General features: G+C 64.3%; 19 protein-coding genes. 5 read left to right on the top strand and 14 right to left on the bottom strand.

Annotation, left to right across the window (positions count from 1 at the left end; all coding sequences use genetic code 11):
* Position 1 precedes the first annotated feature (1 nt).
* From metW to R3E49_RS01855, 5 genes are read right to left on the bottom strand one after another with little or no spacing between them, the layout of a single operon-like run.
* A complete protein-coding gene (gene metW / locus R3E49_RS01875) occupies positions 2 to 592 on the bottom strand; it encodes a methionine biosynthesis protein MetW (protein WP_371293492.1) in 591 nt (196 codons plus the stop codon).
* Positions 592 to 1,728 (bottom strand): homoserine O-acetyltransferase, encoded by a 1,137-nt coding sequence (locus R3E49_RS01870; protein WP_371293491.1) that lies wholly within the window; start codon positions 1,726 to 1,728, stop codon positions 592 to 594. The genes metW and R3E49_RS01870 overlap by 1 nt, the downstream gene beginning before the upstream one ends.
* Before the next feature lie 10 nt (positions 1,729 to 1,738).
* Complete coding sequence (locus tag R3E49_RS01865) at positions 1,739 to 2,326, bottom strand: YggT family protein (RefSeq protein WP_371293490.1); 588 nt, start codon at positions 2,324 to 2,326, stop codon at positions 1,739 to 1,741.
* Positions 2,323 to 3,156: a pyrroline-5-carboxylate reductase gene (gene proC / locus R3E49_RS01860; protein WP_371293489.1), complete on the bottom strand. Its 834-nt coding sequence runs from the start codon at positions 3,154 to 3,156 to the stop codon at positions 2,323 to 2,325. The genes R3E49_RS01865 and proC overlap by 4 nt, the downstream gene beginning before the upstream one ends.
* A gap of 59 nt (positions 3,157 to 3,215) precedes the next feature.
* Positions 3,216 to 3,920 carry a YggS family pyridoxal phosphate-dependent enzyme gene (locus R3E49_RS01855; RefSeq protein WP_371293488.1) on the bottom strand — a complete coding sequence of 235 codons (705 nt, stop codon included), beginning with the start codon at positions 3,918 to 3,920 and terminating at the stop codon, positions 3,216 to 3,218.
* A 122-nt stretch (positions 3,921 to 4,042) separates the two neighbouring features.
* Here R3E49_RS01855 and R3E49_RS01850 point away from each other — a divergent pair, with 122 nt between their 5' ends.
* Together R3E49_RS01850 and R3E49_RS01845 are read left to right on the top strand one after the other, a co-directional pair.
* On the top strand, positions 4,043 to 5,077 hold the full coding sequence (locus R3E49_RS01850) for a type IV pilus twitching motility protein PilT (RefSeq protein WP_290740531.1): 1,035 nt from the start codon (positions 4,043 to 4,045) through the stop codon (positions 5,075 to 5,077).
* Between the two features lie 24 nt (positions 5,078 to 5,101).
* Entirely contained in the window at positions 5,102 to 6,241 is a 1,140-nt protein-coding gene (locus R3E49_RS01845) for a PilT/PilU family type 4a pilus ATPase (protein ID WP_371293487.1), read from the top strand.
* A 15-nt stretch (positions 6,242 to 6,256) separates the two neighbouring features.
* On the opposite strand, the gene ruvX is transcribed toward R3E49_RS01845, so the two are convergent.
* The 9 genes from ruvX to R3E49_RS01800 form a co-directional block, all read right to left on the bottom strand.
* Positions 6,257 to 6,706, bottom strand: a complete 450-nt coding sequence (gene ruvX, locus R3E49_RS01840; RefSeq protein ID WP_371293486.1) for a Holliday junction resolvase RuvX — start codon at positions 6,704 to 6,706, stop codon at positions 6,257 to 6,259.
* A complete protein-coding gene (locus tag R3E49_RS01835; protein WP_371293485.1) occupies positions 6,699 to 7,283 on the bottom strand; it encodes a YqgE/AlgH family protein in 585 nt (194 codons plus the stop codon). Before R3E49_RS01835 ends, ruvX begins: the two co-directional genes overlap by 8 nt.
* A gap of 52 nt (positions 7,284 to 7,335) precedes the next feature.
* Positions 7,336 to 8,181, bottom strand: a complete 846-nt coding sequence (locus R3E49_RS01830; protein WP_371293484.1) for an energy transducer TonB — start codon at positions 8,179 to 8,181, stop codon at positions 7,336 to 7,338.
* Between the two features lie 12 nt (positions 8,182 to 8,193).
* A complete protein-coding gene (gene gshB / locus R3E49_RS01825) occupies positions 8,194 to 9,147 on the bottom strand; it encodes a glutathione synthase (RefSeq protein ID WP_371293483.1) in 954 nt (317 codons plus the stop codon).
* An 87-nt stretch (positions 9,148 to 9,234) separates the two neighbouring features.
* Positions 9,235 to 9,972: a 16S rRNA (uracil(1498)-N(3))-methyltransferase gene (locus R3E49_RS01820; RefSeq protein WP_371293482.1), complete on the bottom strand. Its 738-nt coding sequence runs from the start codon at positions 9,970 to 9,972 to the stop codon at positions 9,235 to 9,237.
* 9 nt (positions 9,973 to 9,981) lie between these two features.
* Positions 9,982 to 10,809, bottom strand: coding sequence for a methylenetetrahydrofolate reductase [NAD(P)H] (gene metF, locus R3E49_RS01815; RefSeq protein ID WP_371293481.1), 828 nt, complete (start codon positions 10,807 to 10,809; stop codon positions 9,982 to 9,984).
* A 7-nt stretch (positions 10,810 to 10,816) separates the two neighbouring features.
* Positions 10,817 to 12,208 carry an adenosylhomocysteinase gene (gene ahcY / locus R3E49_RS01810; protein WP_371293480.1) on the bottom strand — a complete coding sequence of 464 codons (1,392 nt, stop codon included), beginning with the start codon at positions 12,206 to 12,208 and terminating at the stop codon, positions 10,817 to 10,819.
* Positions 12,209 to 12,625: 417 nt separating this feature from the next.
* Entirely contained in the window at positions 12,626 to 13,780 is a 1,155-nt protein-coding gene (metK, locus tag R3E49_RS01805; RefSeq protein WP_371293479.1) for a methionine adenosyltransferase, read from the bottom strand.
* The gene (locus tag R3E49_RS01800) at positions 13,777 to 14,793 is read right to left on the bottom strand and encodes an ArsR/SmtB family transcription factor (protein ID WP_371293478.1); all 1,017 of its coding nucleotides are present in this window, start codon (positions 14,791 to 14,793) and stop codon (positions 13,777 to 13,779) included. Before R3E49_RS01800 ends, metK begins: the two co-directional genes overlap by 4 nt.
* A gap of 183 nt (positions 14,794 to 14,976) precedes the next feature.
* On the opposite strand from R3E49_RS01800, the gene tkt reads away from it, so the two are divergent.
* The 3 genes from tkt to R3E49_RS01785 are packed head-to-tail and all read left to right on the top strand — an operon-like array spanning position 14,977 to position 19,182.
* Positions 14,977 to 16,980 carry a transketolase gene (gene tkt / locus R3E49_RS01795; protein ID WP_371293477.1) on the top strand — a complete coding sequence of 668 codons (2,004 nt, stop codon included), beginning with the start codon at positions 14,977 to 14,979 and terminating at the stop codon, positions 16,978 to 16,980.
* Positions 16,981 to 16,984: 4 nt separating this feature from the next.
* The gene (locus R3E49_RS01790) at positions 16,985 to 18,025 is read left to right on the top strand and encodes a glyceraldehyde 3-phosphate dehydrogenase NAD-binding domain-containing protein (RefSeq protein ID WP_371293476.1); all 1,041 of its coding nucleotides are present in this window, start codon (positions 16,985 to 16,987) and stop codon (positions 18,023 to 18,025) included.
* A 5-nt stretch (positions 18,026 to 18,030) separates the two neighbouring features.
* Complete coding sequence (locus R3E49_RS01785; protein ID WP_371293780.1) at positions 18,031 to 19,182, top strand: phosphoglycerate kinase; 1,152 nt, start codon at positions 18,031 to 18,033, stop codon at positions 19,180 to 19,182.
* The last annotated feature ends 3 nt before the right edge of the window (positions 19,183 to 19,185 follow it).

Raw genomic sequence — 19,185 nt, 5'->3', positions numbered from 1 at the left:
CTCAGCGGCTGATGAGATAGATCGCGGTGACGGCGAACAGGTTGGGCCAGGCGCTCGCCAACAACGGGCGACGCTGCGTGTTGCCCACCATATCCCGGGCGAGTATGCGAATGCCGCGTTCTTCGCACAGGGCCTCGAAATCCTTCACCGTACAAAAATGGATATTGGGTGTGTCATACCAGTTATACGGCATAAACCGGGAAACAGGCATACGCCCGCGGGATCCGAGGTACAGTCGGCAGCGCCAATGGGCGAAGTTCGGAAATGTGACAATGCCCTGGCGACCAATGCGCAGCATCTCTTCCAGCACGCGGTCGGGAAAATGCACAGCCTGCAGGGCGTGCGCCATGACCACCGTGTCAAAACTCTGGTCCGGGAAATTACTCAGGCCCGCGTCCATGTCCTGTTCAACAATGTTCAACCCGCGGGCAACCGCATTGGTGATCTTATCCGGGTCGATTTCCAGTCCCAGGCCGCGCACCTGGCGCTCCAGCGCCAGCCGCTGCAGGAATTCGCCGTTGCCGCAGCCCAGATCCAGGACCTTGGAGCCCGGTGCTATCCACCGCTGGATGTGGGTCAAATCCAGGCGCATCAACAGGCTCCCCGCACGCGCTGCATATAGGCCCCGAACAGGGCGAGGTAGCGGGGAATCGGCATGAGGAACGCGTCATGCCCCTCGTTGGCCTCGATTTCCGCATAGGTGACCGGCCGGTCCGCGGCGATCAGCGCGTCGACAATCTCCCGGGAACGGCTGGGTGAAAAGCGCCAGTCGGTGGAAAAGGACAGCACCAGGAACGCGCAGTTTGCCGCGCGGAATGCCGCGACCGGATCGTCGCCGTATTCGCGGGCGAGGTCAAAAAAGTCCAGGGCCTGGGTCATGAGGATATACGTGTTGGCATCAAAGCTGCCGGAGAACTGGCTCCCCTGGTAGCGCAGGTAGCTCTGTACCTGGAATTCGGCGGGTTCTTCACCGCCCAGCTCAAGGCTGCCGGAGCGCAGGTCACGGCCGAACTTGTCGGCCATCGCATCGTCTGACAGGTAGGTGATGTGTCCCACCATGCGTGCCAGCGCCAGACCCTTCGCGGGCACGGTGTTGCGCGCGAGGTAATGGCCGTCGGCAAAACCCGGATCTGCCTGAATGGCCTGGCGGGCTATCTCGTTGAAAGCGATGTTCTGGGCACTCAGGCGCATGGCCGAGGCGATCACCACGCAGTGCCGCAGGCGTTGCGGATAGAGCAGCGCCCAGCGCATGGCCTGCATACCGCCCAGGCTGCCGCCTACCACGGCCGCCCAGCAGTCGATACCCAGCCGGTCTGCAAGACGGGCCTGGCTGTGCACCCAGTCGCGCACCCGCAGGGAGGGGAAGTCCGGACCCCAGGGCGCGCCGGTTTCGGGGTTGATGCTGGTGGGACCGGTAGAGCCGTGGCAGCCGCCGAGATTGTTCAGGCTGACCACGAAAAAGTGGTTGGTATCGATCGGCTTGCCCGGGCCGATGCACTCGTCCCACCAGCCGGGCTTGCGATCCTCGGCACTGTGGTAGCCGGCGGCGTGGTGGTGGCCGGAGAGTGCGTGACATACCAGCACGGCATTCGAGCGCGCGCTGTTCAGGGTTCCATAAGTCTCGTACACCAGCTCATACGCGGTGAGCACGCGGCCGCAGGCCAGCGCCAGCGGTTCGTCGAAGCGGGCGCGCTGCGGGGTGACGATGCCGACGCTTGAGGTCTTCACGGGGCCGCGTTCAGAGCCCGATAACCAGTGCTGCCGGCAGGCCCACGGCGGCTGCCATGTGCCCCAGCGCGATCTGGATCACGTTGATCAGGATAAAGACCAGTATGGGTGAGAAGTCGATTCCACCCATGTCCGGCAGCATGCGCCGGAAGGGCGCCATCACCGGCTCCGTCAGCTGAAACAGCAGCAACAGTGCGGGGTGTCGGCTGCCGGGGGCCACCCAGCTGAGAATGATCATCGCCAGCAGGGCGAAGAAGTAGACATTCACCAGCAGGCCCACAAGCCCCAGTATCGACCAGACGAGCAGGGTCAGCACCCCGGGCGGGCCGAAGCCGTTCAGGGCCAGCAGTGCCACAATGGCTGCCATCTGCAGCAGCAGCGCGAGCAGCAGCGTGGACAGGTCCAGGCCCCGCACACTGGGAATCAGACGGCGCAGAGGCAGAACCAGCGGGTTGGTCACCTTCGCCAGAAACTGGCTGACCGGGTTGTAGTAGTCGGCCCTCACCAGCTGCAGCAGAAAGCGCAGCAGCATGGCGAGTAGCGCCAGATTGAGTACGGTCTGCAGCAGGTAGGCAAGGATGTCGCTGAGCGCGTTCATGGCGTCTCCTGTTCCGAGTCAGCGGCCATGTCTGCGGCGCGTTGTTGCGCAGCCGTCATCGCATGGGCCACCAGATCCCGCAGCCCCTCGTGCTCAAAACACTCGACGGCGCGTTCCGTTGTGCCGCCCGGGCTGGTCACCCGCCGCCGCAGCTCCACCAGGTCGACATCGCTCTCCAGCGCCATGCGCGCGGCGCCCAGGGCCGTCTGTCGGGTGAGCGTTGTTGCACATTCGCGGGACAGCCCCATGCTGCAGCCGGCATTGATCATCGCTTCCATGAACAGGAAAAAGTAGGCCGGGCCACTGCCGGAGAGGGCGGTGATTGCATCCAGCAGGGGTTCAGCATCGACCCACTCCACCAGGCCGACGGCGCCAAGGATGCGGTCGGCGAGCTCGCGCTGGCCCGGCGCTACCTGCGCGTTGGCGTATACCCCACTGGCGCCTACACCCAGAAGGGCCGGCGTGTTCGGCATGCAGCGCACAATGGCGGCACCTTCACCGAGTGACTGCTCCATGCTGGCAATGGTGGTGCCCGCTGCAATGGAAAGGACCAGCGCCCCGCGCTTGCGAACAGGCGCCGCAATGCTCTCCAGCGCTGCGCGCATGACCTGCGGCTTTACCGCCACTATCACTACATCCGCTTGGGCGCAGGCGTCGGCATTGTTGTGGTAGGTGTGCACCGGGCCCAGCTTGCGCAGGTTCGCCAGGCTCTCTGCGGAGGGGTCGGCAGCGTGCAGGCTGCTTGCAGGGTGACCGCTCTCGAGCAGGCCCCCGATAATGCTTGAGGCCATGTTGCCGGCGCCAATAAAAGCGATAACCGCGTTGGTCATAGTCTGTGTGTCGGTTGCTCAGGGAAAGGGCGCAGTATACACGCCGCAGCTCGCCGAAATCATCCGCCCGGCGGCGTTGCGCGGGGCCCGAACAGGTCGGTGCCTACACGCACAATGGTCGCGCCTTCGGCAATGGCCGCCTCGAGGTCGCCAGACATGCCCATGGAAAGGGTGTCCAGCGTGGGCAGTGTTGCCTGTAGCGCTACCAGGGCGCTGCGCAGGCGGGCGAAGGGCACGCGTTGCTGGGCCAGCGTGTCAGCGGGCGCTGGAATTGCCATCAGGCCGCGCAGCTGCAGCCGGGGCAGTTGCGCTACGGCTGTGGCCAGCGCCATCAGTTCGGTGGGGTCGACGCCCGACTTGCTGTCTTCCCCGGAAATGTTGACCTGCAGGCAGACCTGCAGGTCCGGCAGCTGCGCCGGACGCTGCGCACTCAGGCGCTGGGCGATCTTGAGCCGGTCGACACTGTGCACCCAGGCAAAATGCTCGGCGATGGCGCGTGTCTTGTTGGACTGTATGGGGCCGATGAAGTGCCAGCAGAGATCGAGCCCGGCCAGTGCCTCGATCTTCGCCAGGCCCTCCTGCACATAGTTTTCGCCGAAATCCCGCAGCCCAAGGGCGGCAGCGGCCCGCACCTCTTCTGCATCGCGGGTTTTGCTGACTGCGAGCACGCGTATCGCCTCCGGCGCGCGCTGGCTTTTTTCCGCGCTGAGTCGTACTCTTCCGAGGAGCCTGGAAATGCGTTGAGCGAGTTCTTCATTCTGCATGCCGCAGATGGTAGCGGATTTTGCTACTCCCAGGCGAGTTGAGAATCATGTGTTGCCGTGCGGCGTGCGGTGCGCAGCAGACTCCGGTGCGCGCGTCGGACCGGCCCAGAGGGAGTGGAACGGTGGATATTACAGAGCTTCTCGCGTTCAGTGCCAAACAGGGTGCATCGGATCTGCACCTGTCTGCCGGCCTGCCGCCCATGATCCGTGTCGATGGCGATGTGCGCCGCATCAACCTGCCGCCGATGGATCACAAGCAGGTACACGATCTCATCTACGACATCATGAACGACAAGCAGCGCAAGGACTACGAGGAGTTCCTGGAGACCGACTTCTCGTTCGAGGTGCCGGGCGTTGCGCGTTTCCGGGTCAACGCCTTCAACCAGAACCGCGGCGCAGGGGCGGTATTCCGTACCATTCCCTCCAAAGTGCTGACCATGGAAGATCTTGGCATGGGCCCGGTATTCCGCGATATCTCCATGATGCCCCGGGGGCTGGTACTGGTGACCGGGCCCACCGGTTCCGGCAAGTCAACCACACTGGCGGCCATGGTCGACCATATCAACGACAACAAGTACGAGCACATCCTCACCATCGAGGACCCTATCGAATTCGTGCACGAGAGCAAAAAGTGCCTGGTCAACCAGCGCGAGGTGCACCGCGACACACTCGGCTTCTCCGAGGCGTTGCGCTCGGCGTTGCGGGAGGACCCGGACATTATCCTGGTGGGTGAGATGCGCGACCTGGAAACCATCCGCCTGGCGCTGACTGCCGCGGAAACCGGCCACCTGGTGTTCGGCACGCTGCACACAACCTCCGCTGCGAAAACCATCGACCGCATTGTCGATGTGTTCCCCGCGGCAGAGAAGTCCATGGTGCGCTCCATGCTGTCTGAATCGCTGCAGGCGGTTGTGTCGCAGACCCTGCTCAAGCGCGCCACCGGTGGCCGCGTGGCGGCGCACGAAATCATGCGTGGCACCTCGGCCATCCGCAACCTGATCCGTGAGGACAAAGTGGCCCAGATGTATTCGGCGATCCAGACCGGGCACGCGCTGGGCATGCAGACCATGGACCAGTGCCTCAAGGACCTTGTGGAACGCCGTGTCATTACCCGTGATGTGGCCCGGGAAAAGGCGCGCATGCCGGAAAACTTCTAGAACTCACGGATTGGAGAACGGATCATGTTGATTGATGAGTTGTTGCGACGGGTCGTCAAGGAACAGGCTTCCGACGGCTTCATCACGGCGGGTGCGCCGCCGAGTATCAAGATTGACGGCCAGATCTACCCGATCAGCAAGACCCGCTATACCGATGAGCAGACCCGCGAGATCGTGCTGTCGACCATGAGTGAGCGGCAGCAGGAAGAGTTCCTGCGCACTCACGAGTGCAACTTTGCGCTGGCCGTGCCGGAGCTCGGCCGTTTCCGGGTCAATGCCCTGGTGCAGCGCGGCAGCATGGGCCTCGTCGTTCGCCGCATCCATACAGAAATCCCCGAGATCGAGGCGCTGGGTCTGCCACCGATTATCAAGGAACTGGCCATGACCAAGCGTGGCCTGGTGATCTTTGTCGGTGCCACAGGCACTGGTAAGTCCACCTCCCTCGCCGCGATGGTGGGCTACCGCAACCAGAACAGCCGCGGCCATATCATCAGCATCGAAGATCCGATCGAATTCATGCACGATCACGGCAACTGCCTGGTCACCCAGCGTGAGGTGGGTATCGACACCGAGTCCTTCGACGTGGCGCTGAAGAATACACTGCGCCAGGCGCCGGACGTCATCATGATCGGCGAGGTGCGCTCCGCCGATACCATGGCCCAGGCGCTGACTTTCGCCGAAACCGGCCACCTGTGCCTCTGCACCCTGCACGCCAACAACGCCAACCAGGCGCTGGATCGTATCCAGAGTTTTTTCCCTGCCGACCTGCACTCCCAGGTGTGGATGGACCTGTCACTGAACCTGAAAGCCATGGTGGCCCAGCAACTGCTGCCGCACAAAGAGGGCAAGGGGCGAACGCCAGTGGTGGAGGTGCTCCTGAACTCACCGCTGATCCAGGACTACATCCGCAAGGGCGACGTGCACCTGATCAAGGATGTGATGGCGAAGTCCACGGAGCAGGGCATGCAGACCATGGACCAGTCGTTGATTCACGCCTACAAGAACAACCTGATCAGCCGCGAGGACGCGATTCGCTATGCCGACTCGGCCAACGATGTGCGGCTGATGATCAAGATGTTCGACAAGGGGCAGGCGACGGTCGGTGACGACCTCGACCTGAGCTTCGACGAATCGGATCGCGGCAAGCATATGGGTCGCAAGTAGCGCCTGCAGGGCTGTTCAGGCGCTCTGCCGGTTGAGCCAGGCCTGCAGGATCAATTCTGCTGCGTGACTGTCAACGGGCACCGCGCGGTAGTCGCCCCGGTGTCCCCGCTCGCGCTGTTCGGCTTTCACTGCGTAGCTTGTCAGACGCTCGTCACTCATTTCCACAGGTATTCCCAGGCGTCCGTGCAGGCGCCGGGCGAATTTGCGTGCCCGCAGTGCCAGTGGGCTCACGCTACCGTCCATGTTCAGCGGATCACCTACCACGATCAACCCGGGCTGCCACTCGGCCACCAGCGCGTTGACCTGTTCCCAGTCCGGTATGCCATCGCGGGCCCGCAGCACGCAGAGCGGCTGGCAGGTGCCGAGCAGGGAGTTGCCCACCGCCACGCCGATCTGGCGCAGGCCATAGTCGAAGGCCAGCAGGGTGCTGCTGCCCGCCCGGGCGTCGGGCGGTGGCTCAGGCATGCCCGGCCTGGGCACTGATCAGGTTCATGTCGATGCCCAGCGCGCCCGCCGCCGCCGACATGCGGCGTTGCCAGGGCGTCGCAAACAGGATATCGCTGTTGGCGGGGACGGTGAGCCAGCTGTTGCGCGACAGCTCGTCTTCCAGCTGACCCGCAGACCAGCCTGCGTAACCCAGTGCGATCAGGTACTCCTGCGGGCCGCTGCCGTCCGCGATCGCCACGAGAATATCGCGCGATGTGGTGAGGGTGATGTCGTCGGTGACCTTGAGACTGGCGTCCCAGTGCTTGTTGGCGCCGCGGTGCAGCACAAAACCGTGATCCAGCTGCACGGGCCCCCCGGCCATGACCGGTTCGTCACTGAAGTCGCGGCTGGGCCGGATTTTCAGGTGCTCGAAGATCTCGGCGACGCTCAGGTCGAGGGGCTGGTTGATCACCAGGCCCATGGCGCCACTCTCACCGTGCTCGCAGAGGTAGGTGACGCTGTGCGAGAACAGGCCCTCGTTGAGGCTGGGCATGGCCAGCAGGAAGTGATCACGAAGGCAGGCGCCGCTGTTGCTGACGTTGCTGGAAACCGGCATGTGAGTGGGTGTTGACCTCATGACAACCCGTACCGCCGTTGTGGCGGTACGCTCACCCTGAGCTTAGCCGGTTTTCTTCAAATTGCCACGTCCGGACGATCTCCAGCTTGTCGGTGGTCGCCTTTAACGCGGCAGGAAACGGCGCGAACGGCGCCGCCATGCGGACGATTTTCATCGCCGCTTCATCGAGCACGGCGTAGCCCGAGGAGCTGAGGATACGAATGTCCTCCAGCTGCCCCTCGTAGTTGATCACGACCAGCAACTGCAGGCTGCCATACAGCCCGTAGCGGATAGAGGCCTCCGGGTAATACTGGTTGCCCACCGCTTCCACGCGCCGGCGCCAGTCGTGCAGGTAGGCGGCGTCGATGGCCTCTTTGGCCGAAACAGCACTGAGGCGACGCACACGGGGCGCGCTGGACCGGGTGTCCAGGTCCTCATCGATATCCAGTTCGGCGCGCTCGTCCTGCAGGCGGGCGGTCAGGCCAACGGGTTGGGGGGCCGCCATCGGCGTGGCTTCGCGTTGCCGCTCGCGCTCTTCAGCGGTCTGCTCACGACTGCTGCGCGCGCTCAGCGCGGTATCGGCGCGGGTCGCTTCCGACGTGTCGCTCGCTTCCCGCGCCTGCGCCTGTTCCGGTGCACCGGAGGTGCGCCCCCCCATGCGGTCCTCGTTGGCCGCATCGCCGCTGCCCACCTGGCTGAACTGGGCGAGGTGGGTGATGTCCTCCGGGGTCAGTGCACTGCGCTGCTGGGCGAGGGTGATCGCCAGTTGGGGCGCCGGTGGCGTCGGTGGTTCGAAGTCGAAGCCGAGACCGAGCAGCAGAATGAGATGCAGGGCCCCCGCCAGGAACAGCGCTATGCTGAAACGGTTGTCCACCGGCGGAGCGGTTGTTGCGGACATCTGCAGCGTGCCCTAGCGGGAGGCCAGCTCCGCGGCAATGCAGTCCATGAGCTGGCCGCCGATATCGACATCGTAGGCGCGCTCGATTTCCTGGATACCGGTGGGGCTGGTCACGTTGATTTCGGTCAGGTAGTCGCCAATGACGTCCAGGCCGACAAAATACAGGCCGCGCTGGCGCAGGCTGGGACCCACCTGCTCGGCAATCCAGCGATCCCGCGCGGACAGCGGTTGCGGCCGCCCGGTGCCCCCGGCCGCAAGGTTGCCACGGGTTTCACCGACCGAGGGAACCCGCGCCAGGCAGTAGGGTATCGGCTCACCATTGATCATGAGTATGCGCTTGTCCCCCTCTGTGATTTCGGGAATGAAGCGCTGGGCCATGATCGTGCGCCTGCCGAAATCCGTCAGCGTTTCCAGAATCACGTTCAGGTTGGGGTCGCCGGGTTTCACCCGGAAAATGGACGATCCGCCCATGCCGTCCAGCGGCTTGAAGATCACATCGCCATGCTCGGTCTGGAAGGCCTTCAGGCGTCGTGTATTGCTGCTCACCAGCACGGGCGGACAGCACTGGGGGAACTGGGTGGCGAACACCTTCTCGTTGCAGTCGCGCAGACTGTGGCAGCGGTTGACGATGAGCGTACCTTCCCGCTCTGCGGCCTCAAGTATGTACGTGGCGTACACGTACTCGTTGTCGAAGGGCGGATCCTTGCGCATGAGGATGGCATCGAGTTCGGTAAGGTCCTGGACATGTGCGTCGCCCAGGGTGTACCAGCTGTCCGGATCGCGGAACACCGTCAGGTGCGAGACGCTGGCGCGGGCCTTGCCCTGTTCCAGGAACAGGTCGCCGGGCTCCATGTAGTAGAGCTGCCAGTCACGGGCCTGTGCGGCCCAGAGCATGGCCAGGGTGCTGTCCTTCTTGAACTGCACCCGGGAGATGGGATCCATTACAACGCCGATCTTGGTGGTCATCACTGCTGTCCGCAATTAGTGTTGCCGTAAAGTACGCAATGGGTGTGTCCTGCGCAAGCGCAGCAGCGGCCCGCGCTGCCGGCGCTGCTAGCCGTGCAGCGGCATATCGCCCCAGTGGGCCTGCAGTATGGCCAGTGCTGCCAGCGGCGCCGTCTCCGTGCGCAGTACGCGCGGTCCCAGTGCCAGGGGCAGGAAGCCGGCGCCTTCCGCGGCGTCGATTTCGGCCGCACTGAGCCCGCCTTCGGGCCCGACCAGCAGGCTCAGTGAAGCGGGTGGGGCTGCGGCGGAGGGCAGTGCTACGGCGCGGTGGTGCAGCACCAGTCGCTGGTCGTCTGTGCAGTTGTCCAGCCAGGAGGGCAGTGTCTCTGGCGCGAATACCTGAGGCAGGCAACTGCGGCCGGACTGTTCGCAGGCACTTACGGTGATCTGCTGCCAGTGTTGCAGCTTGCGTGCCTCCCGCTCCCCCCGCAGGCGCACCTCGGTACGCTCGGTATACAGGGGAGTGATGGCGGCCACGCCCAGTTCAGTGGCCTTCTGTACCACCCAGTCCATGCGCTCTCCGCGCGAGACACCGATGCCCAGATGAATGCGCAGCGGCGACTCGGCCAGACCGGGCTGGCCCTGTTCCAGCGCCACCGTCACGGCGCGCTTGTCCGCTGTCAGGATGGTGGCTGGAAAATCGCTGCCGCTGCCGTCGAACAGGCAGACCGCCGCGCCGGGGCCCATACGCAGCACTTTGGCCAGGTGCTGGCTGGGGCCGGCCTCCAGCGTCAGGCTGCTGCCGCCGGCAAGCGCCTGGGCCGTAAAAATGCGTGGGATCCGCATCGCTGCGCCTTACAGCCCCAGGTTGTTGCGAATCTGCCGCGTCGGTTCTATCTGGTTCATGGTGTAGAAGTGCAGGCCCGGCGCACCGCTTTCGAGCAGTGTCTGGCACAGCTGGGTCACCACGTCGATGCCGAACTGCCGAATGCTCTCCTGGTCGTTGCCGAAGCCCTCTATGCGCTGGCATATCCAGCGCGGGATTTCGGCGCCACAGTTGCGTGAAAAACGCGCCAGGTTGGCAAAGTTGGTGATGGGCATGATCCCCGCGACGATGGGCTTGTCGATACCGATGGCGGCGCACTGGTCGAGGAAGTAGAAGTAGGACTCGACATTATAGAAATACTGGGTGATGGCGCTGTCGGCACCGGCATCCAGCTTTTCCTTGAGAAACCGCAGGTCGCTGTCGTAACTTTCGGCCTGCGGGTGGATTTCCGGATACGCAGCCACCTCGATATGGAAATGATCCCCCGTGTGTTCCCGGATAAACGACACCAGCTGGCTGGCATACACCAGCTGGCTCGCACCCCCCATGCCGGAGGGCATGTCGCCGCGCAGGGCCACCAGACGACGCACACCCATCTCCCGATAGCGCTGCAGCAGGTCGCGGATGGTGTCTTCACCGTCGCCACCAAAGCTCAGGTGCGGCGCAACGTCGATGTCGCGCTCGCGCAGTGCCGATACCACGCCGAAGGTGCTGTCGCGTGTCGACCCGCCGGCGCCGTAGGTGACCGAAAAGAAACCGGGGTCCAGCGCCTGCAGAGCGGGGGTGGTCCGCTCCAGCAGGGCTGTTTTTCCGTCCGCCGTCTTGGGCGGGAAGTACTCGAAGCTGATGGTGGGCATGGCGCGCCTAGTACTTGTAGCTGTCAGGCTTGAAGGGGCCTTCCTGCTTGACGTTGATGTACTCCGCCTGCGCCTTGGTCAGTCTGGTGATGACGCCACCAAAGCCGGCCACCATGTGCGCAGCCACTTCCTCGTCGAGTTTTTTCGGCAGGACTTCCACACGCAGCGCCGCGGGTTTCATTTCCGGCTCCAGGTTGGCGAAGCGGCGTTCGTAGAGATAAATCTGCGCCAGTACCTGGTTGGCGAAGGAGCCATCCATGATGCGCGAGGGGTGGCCGGTCGCATTACCCAGGTTCACCAGGCGGCCCTCAGACAGCAGAATCAGGTAGTCGCTGCGGCTGTCGTCCCGATAGACCTTGTGTACCTGCGGCTTCACTTCTTCCCACTGCCAGTTACGGCGCATGAAAGCGGTGTCGATTTCGTTGTCGAAGTGGCCGATGTTGCACACCACCGTGCCGCTCTTCAGGGCGCGCAGCATGTTTTCGTCGCAGACGTTGTAGTTGCCGGTGGTGGTGACCAGCAGATCCACGTTGCCCAGCACATTCGTGTCGATGCAGTCAGCGGCGCCGGTGTTGACGCCGTCGATGAAAGGCGACACCACTTCGTAGCCATCCATGCAGGCCTGCATGGCACAGATCGGATCGATCTCCGTGACGCGCACGATCATGCCCTCCTGGCGCAGCGACTGCGCGGAACCCTTGCCCACGTCGCCGTAACCGATGACCAGTGCCTTTTTGCCGGCCAGCAGGTGGTCGGTGCCGCGCTTCACGGCATCGTTCAGGCTGTGGCGGCAGCCGTACTTGTTGTCGTTCTTGGACTTGGTGATGGAGTCGTTGACGTTTACCGCTGGAATCTTCAGCTCGCCGCGCGCCAGCATTTCCTGCAGGCGATGCACGCCGGTCGTGGTTTCCTCGGTGACCCCGTGGATATGGTCCAGCATCGCGGGGTATTTCTGGTGCAGCATGGCGGTCAGGTCGCCGCCATCGTCCAGCACCATGTTGGCGTCCCAGGGCTTGCCGTCCTTGAGGATCGTCTGTTCGAGGCACCATTCATACTCTTCCTCGGTTTCGCCTTTCCAGGCGAAGACCGGTATGCCGGCCGCGGCGATCGCAGCAGCGGCGTGGTCCTGGGTAGAGAAGATGTTGCAGGATGACCAGCGCACTTCGGCACCCAGTTCGATCAGGGTTTCGATAAGCACCCCGGTCTGGATGGTCATGTGGATGCAGCCGAGGATCTTGGCACCGGCCAGCGGCTGGCTGGCGCGGTATTTTTCGCGCATGGCCATGAGGGCCGGCATTTCGGTCTCGGCGATCTCGAGCTCGCGGCGGCCCCAGTCGGCGAGGGAAATATCGGCGACTTTGTAGTCGGGCTTGTTGTCGAGTTTGGTCACTGTGCTCATGGTCATGTCCTTCTTGCTGGTTGATTCGATTGCTACTGTTTGTGTTTCGTGTTTCTGGTTTGGGCGCGCTGTCGTGCGGCCTCGCCTGCCCTCCGCCGCGGGCGGCCCGGTCGGGCGGCCGTTGGCTGCCCTCACTGCGGCCCCTGCTCCGGGCCCCGCCCCGACGCGCTTCCTGCGCGACGGGGCTTTCCGGCACATCCCTGTGCCTCCAGGCCCTGCGCAGGGGCCTTCGTTCGGCGCCCTCTACGGTCCTCTCGCGGCGGAGGGCAGGCGGGGCCTCGGGTTACTGCCAGGTCGACGTCTTGGCCAGGACGACACCACCGGACCCCATGCGGCAACCAGTCGAGGCCCGCCTGCCGCGCCGGCCTCACAGAGTCCCATCGACTCACGCCTGCGGGAGCGTCTGACCCGGCCGAGTCACATCGCCCTGCGCAGCGCCTCCGCCTTGTCGGTTTTCTCCCAGGTAAAATCCGCATCCTCGCGGCCAAAATGGCCATATGCAGCGGTTTTACGGTAAATCGGCCGCTTCAGATCCAGCATGTCGATAATGCCCTTCGGGCGCAGGTCGAAATGCTCGCGCACCAGCTTCACAATGCTGGCATCAGACAGCTTGCCCGTGCCGAAGGTGTTGATCGAAATCGACGTCGGCTCAGCCACCCCGATCGCGTAGGACACCTGGATCTCGCAGCGGTCTGCCAGGCCGGCGGCGACGATATTCTTGGCCACGTAGCGACCGGCATAGGCGGCGGAGCGGTCGACTTTTGATGGGTCCTTGCCAGAGAAGGCGCCGCCGCCGTGGCGCGCCATGCCGCCGTAGGTGTCGACAATGATCTTGCGCCCGGTCAGCCCACAGTCGCCAACCGGACCGCCGATGATAAACACACCGGTGGGATTGATGTGGTAGCGGGTGTCGGCGCTGAGCCACTCTGCGGGCAGCACTTCCTTGATGATCAGGTCCATGACCGCCTGGTGAATATCGGCCTGGCTGATGCTTTCATCGTGCTGGGTGGACAGTACCACCGCGTCGATGCCGACGGGCTTGCCATTCTCGTAGCGCAGGGTCACCTGGCTCTTGGCGTCCGGGCGCAGCCAGGGCAGTGTTCCATGTTTGCGCAATTCGGCCTGGCGCTCGACGAGGCGGTGTGCGTAGTAGATTGGAGCGGGCATCAGCGTGTCGGTTTCGTTGGTGGCGTAGCCGAACATCAGGCCCTGGTCACCCGCGCCCTGTTCCTTTTCGTCGCTGGCATCAACGCCCTGGGCGATGTCCGGGCTCTGTTTGCCGATGGCGTTGAGCACCGCGCAGGAGGCACCGTCGAAGCCCACCTTTGAGCTGTTGTAGCCAATATCCAGCACCACGTTGCGCACCACATCTTCCAGGTCAACGTAGGTCTTGGTGGTCACTTCGCCGGCAATCACGACCATGCCGGTCTTGACCAGGGTCTCCACGGCGACACGCGCGTCGGCATCGTCGGCGAGTATTTTGTCCAGAATGGCGTCGGAGATCTGGTCGGCCATTTTGTCGGGGTGCCCTTCGGACACTGATTCGGAGGTGAAAATCGCGTACTCGCTCATACCGTGGTTCCTGTTGCTGTGTGTGGGTGGCCGAAGAGGCGCACCTGTATCTGAAATCCGTTGCGCTGGGCCAGGTAGACACTGGCAATGTCGTTCAGGCCGGCATCGCTGGCCCATGCCGCGAGGTCTTCGGGGGCGAAGCCCAGCCACAGATCACCGCAGTTTTCCCGCGCCCAGGCCTGGTCGTGGCGGCAGAGATCGGTGACCAGCACCACGCCGCCGGGCGCCAGGCAGGTGGCGATGTCGCGCAGGATCTGTCGGGGCTGCGGGGTGTGGTGCAGCACCATGTTGATGACGACGCAGTCCGCCTGCAGGCTGGCCAGCCGCTCGTGGCCGGTGTCGCCATGCACAAATTCGATGTTGTCCAACCCCTGCGTGGTGGCGCGAGCCCGCTCAAGCATGGCGGCGGCATTGTCCAGCGCGACGACATGGCGGAACCGGGGGGCCAGGGTGAGCAGGAAACTGCCGTCACCGGGGCCCACTTCCAGTGCCGTGTCGAAACGGGGCAGCGGGGCGTCCCGCAACACCTGGGCGACGGTGTCGGCATACTGCTCATAGCTGGCGATGAGGTCCTGCTGCTGGCGGAATTTATGGGCGTTGTCGCGGAAGAAATGGCGTGAATTGGCCTCCCGCTGGCACTGTACCTGCTGCAGCCGCTGTTCCAGCAATGGCGGCAGGGGCACGGCGTCCAGGGCGTCGAAGAGCTGCTGCTGCAGGGCCTCCAGGCCGGGTTGCTGGCCGAGCTCGCTGCGCCGGTAGAAAATGGAGTTGCCCTCGCGTCGTGACGCCACCAGCCCCATGCCGGCGAGTACCTTGAGGTGATGGCTCAGCGCGGGCTGCCGGGTCGCGAACAGGGCACAGAGTTCGGACACGGCGAAGGAGTCGTTGCGCAGTACACGCAGGATCTGCAGGCGCAGAGGGTCTGCGCTGGCCTTGCACAGGTTGGCCAGGGATTCGATGCGCGCATCGGGGCTGGTATCGCGCGGACTGGATTGTGGGCTGGCAAGTAGCATGGCAGCGGAGTGTAGCAGGCCCTGCAATCTATATCAAAAAAAATTGATATAGATGCCAATCCCTTCCGGCAGGCCGCCCAGGCGCGCAATATGTTGGCGATTTGTTTGCCGTGGGCCGCCGCTTACGCGAAAATAGCGCCCCTTTGTTCACCGGCCCCAGCGCCCAGCCCACGGAGCATGCCAATGCCATCCCGCCTTGAACTCGCCAACGCCATTCGTGCCCTCAGTATGGATGCTGTCCAGCGCGCCAACAGTGGTCACCCCGGTGCGCCGATGGGCATGGCAGATATCGCCGAGGTTCTCTGGAACGACTTCCTGCAGCACAACCCGGCGAATCCACACTGGCCCAACCGCGACCGCTTTGTGTTGTCCAACGGCCACGGCTCCATGCTGATCTACTCGCTGCTGCACCTGAGTGGATACGAGCTGCCCATGGAGGAGTTACAGAAGTTCCGCCAGCTGCACAGCCGAACGCCCGGGCATCCCGAGTACGGTTATGCCCCGGGGGTGGAAACGACCACCGGGCCGCTGGGCCAGGGCATCAGCAACGCGGTCGGCATGGCGCTTGCCGAGAAAGTGCTGGCGGCGCAGTTCAACCGCCCCGGACACACCGTGGTTGATCACTACACCTATGCGTTTCTGGGTGACGGCTGCCTGATGGAGGGTATTTCCCATGAGGCCTGCTCCCTCGCCGGCACGCTGGGCCTGGGCAAACTGATTGCGTTTTATGACGACAATGGCATCTCCATTGACGGCGAGGTCGAGGGCTGGTTCACCGATGACACACCGGCACGGTTCCGGGCCTACGGCTGGCAGGTGATCCCCCGTGTGGACGGCCACGACCCGGAGGAGGTGCGCCAGGCGATCGAGACCGCGCGCGCCGAACAGGGTATGCCCACACTGATCTGCTGCAAAACCATTATCGGCAAGGGTGCGCCGAACAAGCAGGGCAAGGAATCCTGTCACGGCGCTCCCCTGGGCGCGGACGAAATTGCCGCGGCGCGCGAGGCCCTGGGTTGGACGCATGCCCCCTTCGAGATCCCCGAGGCGATCTACGGCGGCTGGGACGCGCGGGCCGCGGGTGCAACGCGGGAGCAGGCCTGGGAGGCGAGCATGGACGCCTATGCAGCGGCGTTCCCCGAAGAGGCCGCGGAACTCCGCCGCCGACTGGCAGGAGAGCTGCCGGCGGATTTCCAGACCCGTGCCCAGGCCTGGATAGACCAGTGCCAGGCCGAGGGCCAGAGCATCGCCTCGCGCAAGGCGTCACAGAATTGCCTGAGCGCGTTCGGCCCGCTGCTGCCGGAGCTGCTCGGCGGTTCGGCGGATCTCGCCGGCTCCAATCTGACCCTGTGGCAAGGCGCGCAGGGCATCACCCGGGAGGACGCGTCCGGCAATTACGTGTATTACGGCGTGCGCGAGTTCGGCATGTCCGCCATCATGAACGGCATCGCCCTGCACGGCGGGTTTGTGCCCTACGGCGCGACCTTCCTCATGTTCATGGAATACGCGCGCAACGCCGTGCGCATGGCGGCCCTGATGAAGCTGCGCAGCATCTTCGTGTACACCCACGACTCCATCGGACTCGGCGAGGATGGCCCGACGCACCAGCCAGTGGAGCAGCTTACCGCGCTGCGCGCGACACCCAACCTGCACACCTGGCGGCCCTGCGATACTGTGGAATCCGCGGTGTCCTGGAGCGCTGCCCTGCAGCGCACAGTGGGCCCCACTGCCCTGGTCTTCTCTCGCCAGAACCTGGCCCACCAGGCGCGCACCCCGGCCCAGGTGGCGGATATCGCCCGTGGAGGCTACACCCTGGTGGACTGTGAGGGGCACCCCGAGCTGATCCTCATCGGCACCGGATCGGAAGTGCAGCTCGCGGTGGAGGCCGCCGAGCGCCTCGCTGCGGCAGGGCGTCGTGTGCGCGTGGTGTCGCTGCCCTGTGCGGAGCTGTTCATGGAGCAGGACGCGGCCTACCGCGAGGCGGTACTGCCCAGCGATGTGCTGGCACGGGTCGCCGTAGAGGCCGCCCACGCCGACTACTGGTACAAGTTTGTCGGCCTCGATGGGCGCATCGTCGGCATGACCAGTTTTGGCGAGTCTGCGCCGGCCGCGGATCTCATGGCGTATTTCGGTTTCACGGTGGATGCCGTTGTGGCTGCCGCAGACGAGGTCCTGTCGGGAGACTGAGGCCGTGCTGCGTCTCGCCATCAATGGCTATGGCCGCATCGGGCGCAGTATCCTGCGCGCGCTGTATGAGGGGCGGCAGCGGCAGCACATGCAGATCGTCGCCATCAATGAGCTGGCTGACGCGCGCACGGTGCTGCACCTGACGCGCTACGACAGCACACACGGTCGCTTCACCCTGCCGCTGACCGGCGCTGTGGGCGAAATGAATATCGACGGCGATCGCATCGCCCTGCTCAGCCAACCGGATGTCGCTCGCCTGCCCTGGGCGCAACAGGGCGTGGACCTGGTGCTCGAATGCACCGGCGCCTTCAGCGACCGGGCAACGGCGGAGCTGCACCTGCAGGGCGGCGCCGGTCGGGTGCTGTTTTCGCAGCCCGCGCAGATGGATGTGGACGCCACCGTGGTCTTCGGTGTCAACCACGAGACCCTGCTACCGGAGCATCGCATCGCCTCGGCGGCATCCTGTACCACCAACGGCATTGTGCCGGTGATCGATGCGTTGCACCGGGCCCTTGGCGTGGAAAGCGGCACCATCACCACCATCCACTCGGCGATGAACGATCAGCCCGTACTGGATGCCTACCACCATACCGACCTGCGTAAAACCCGCGCCGCGTCGCAGTCGATTATTCCCGTGGATACCGCACTGGCGCGGGGCATCGAGCGGATACTGCCGGAGCTGGCCGGGCGCTTCACGGCGCAGGCCCTGCGCGTGCCCACACAGAACGTGTCGGCGATGGACCTGACCGTGCAGGTCATGCGCGATACCACCGAGCAGGAGGTGAACCGGATCCTGCGCGATGCTGCGGCGAATGCCTACCACGGGGTGTTGGGCTTCACCATGGAGCCGCTGGCGTCCTGCGACTTCAACCACGACCCGCGCTCAAGTATCGTAGACGCCAGCCAGACCCGGGTCAGCGGTCGGCGCCTGGTGAAGGTGCTCACCTGGTTCGACAATGAATGGGCCTATGCCAACCGCATGCTGGATGTGGCTGCCTGCTGGGGCGGCTGCGAATTGACTGATTGCGCAGGAGAGCAGACATGAAGCGGATGACCGATATCGACCTCGCCGGCAAGCGCGTGCTGATTCGCGAGGACCTCAATGTGCCGCTGAAAGCCGGCGAAGTGAGCAGCGATGCGCGCATACGCGCGGCCCTGCCGACACTGCAGCAGGCACAGGCGGCGGGGGCGCAGGTGCTGGTGATGTCGCATCTGGGGCGTCCCGAGGAAGGCGTGTTTGCCGAGGAGTTCTCCCTGGCTCCGGTGGCGTGGCGTCTGTCGCAACTGCTGGGTCAGCCGGTGTCTCTGCTGCAGGATTGGCAGCAGGGCGTGACCCTCGCCGATGGCGAGATTGCACTGCTGGAAAACGTGCGCTTCAACCCGGGCGAGAAGAAAGACGACGAAACGCTGTCGCGCGCCTACGCGGCCCTGTGTGATGTGTTTGTCATGGACGCATTTGGTACGGCCCACCGCGCCCAGGCCTCAACACACGGAGTGGCCCGTTTTGCCCCCGTCGCCTGTGCTGGCCCCCTGCTCGCTGCGGAACTGGAAGCACTGGACAAGGCCCTGGCCAACCCGGCCCGTCCCCTCGTGGCGATTGTCGGGGGCTCCAAGGTGTCTACCAAGCTGACGGTCCTGGAAACCCTGGCCGACAAGGTGGATCAACTGGTGGTGGGCGGCGGTATTGCCAACACCTTCCTCGCCGCCAGCGGTCAACCGGTGGGCAAGTCGCTGTGCGAACACGACCTGATCCCCGCGGCACAGGCGCTGATGCGCAAGACGCATATTCCACTGCCTGCAGACGTCGTCACCGGCAAAGCCTTCTCCGAATCCGCTGTCGCCGAAACCAAGCTGGCCAGTGCCGTGGTCGACGATGACATGATTTTCGATATCGGCCCGTTGGCCGCGGCAGCCATCAGTGACATTCTGGCCCAGGCGGGTACCATCCTGTGGAACGGTCCGGTGGGCGTGTTCGAATTCGACCAGTTCGGCGGGGGCACAGAAGCACTGGCCCGCGCCATCGCCGCAAGCCCGGCATTTTCTCTGGCCGGTGGTGGCGACACGCTGGCGGCAATCGACAAATACGGCATCGCCGACCAGGTGTCCTATATTTCTACCGGTGGCGGTGCGTTCCTCGAGTATGTCGAGGGCAAAACGCTGCCGGCGGTGGCCATTTTACAACAGCGCGGGGAAGAGGCCTGAGGG

The sequence above is a fragment of the Haliea sp. genome (assembly GCF_041395985.1).
In the GTDB taxonomy this organism is placed as follows: domain Bacteria; phylum Pseudomonadota; class Gammaproteobacteria; order Pseudomonadales; family Halieaceae; genus Haliea.
The sequence above is the reverse complement of the archived record's forward strand: the minus strand, read 5'-3'. Positions and strand labels throughout refer to the sequence as shown.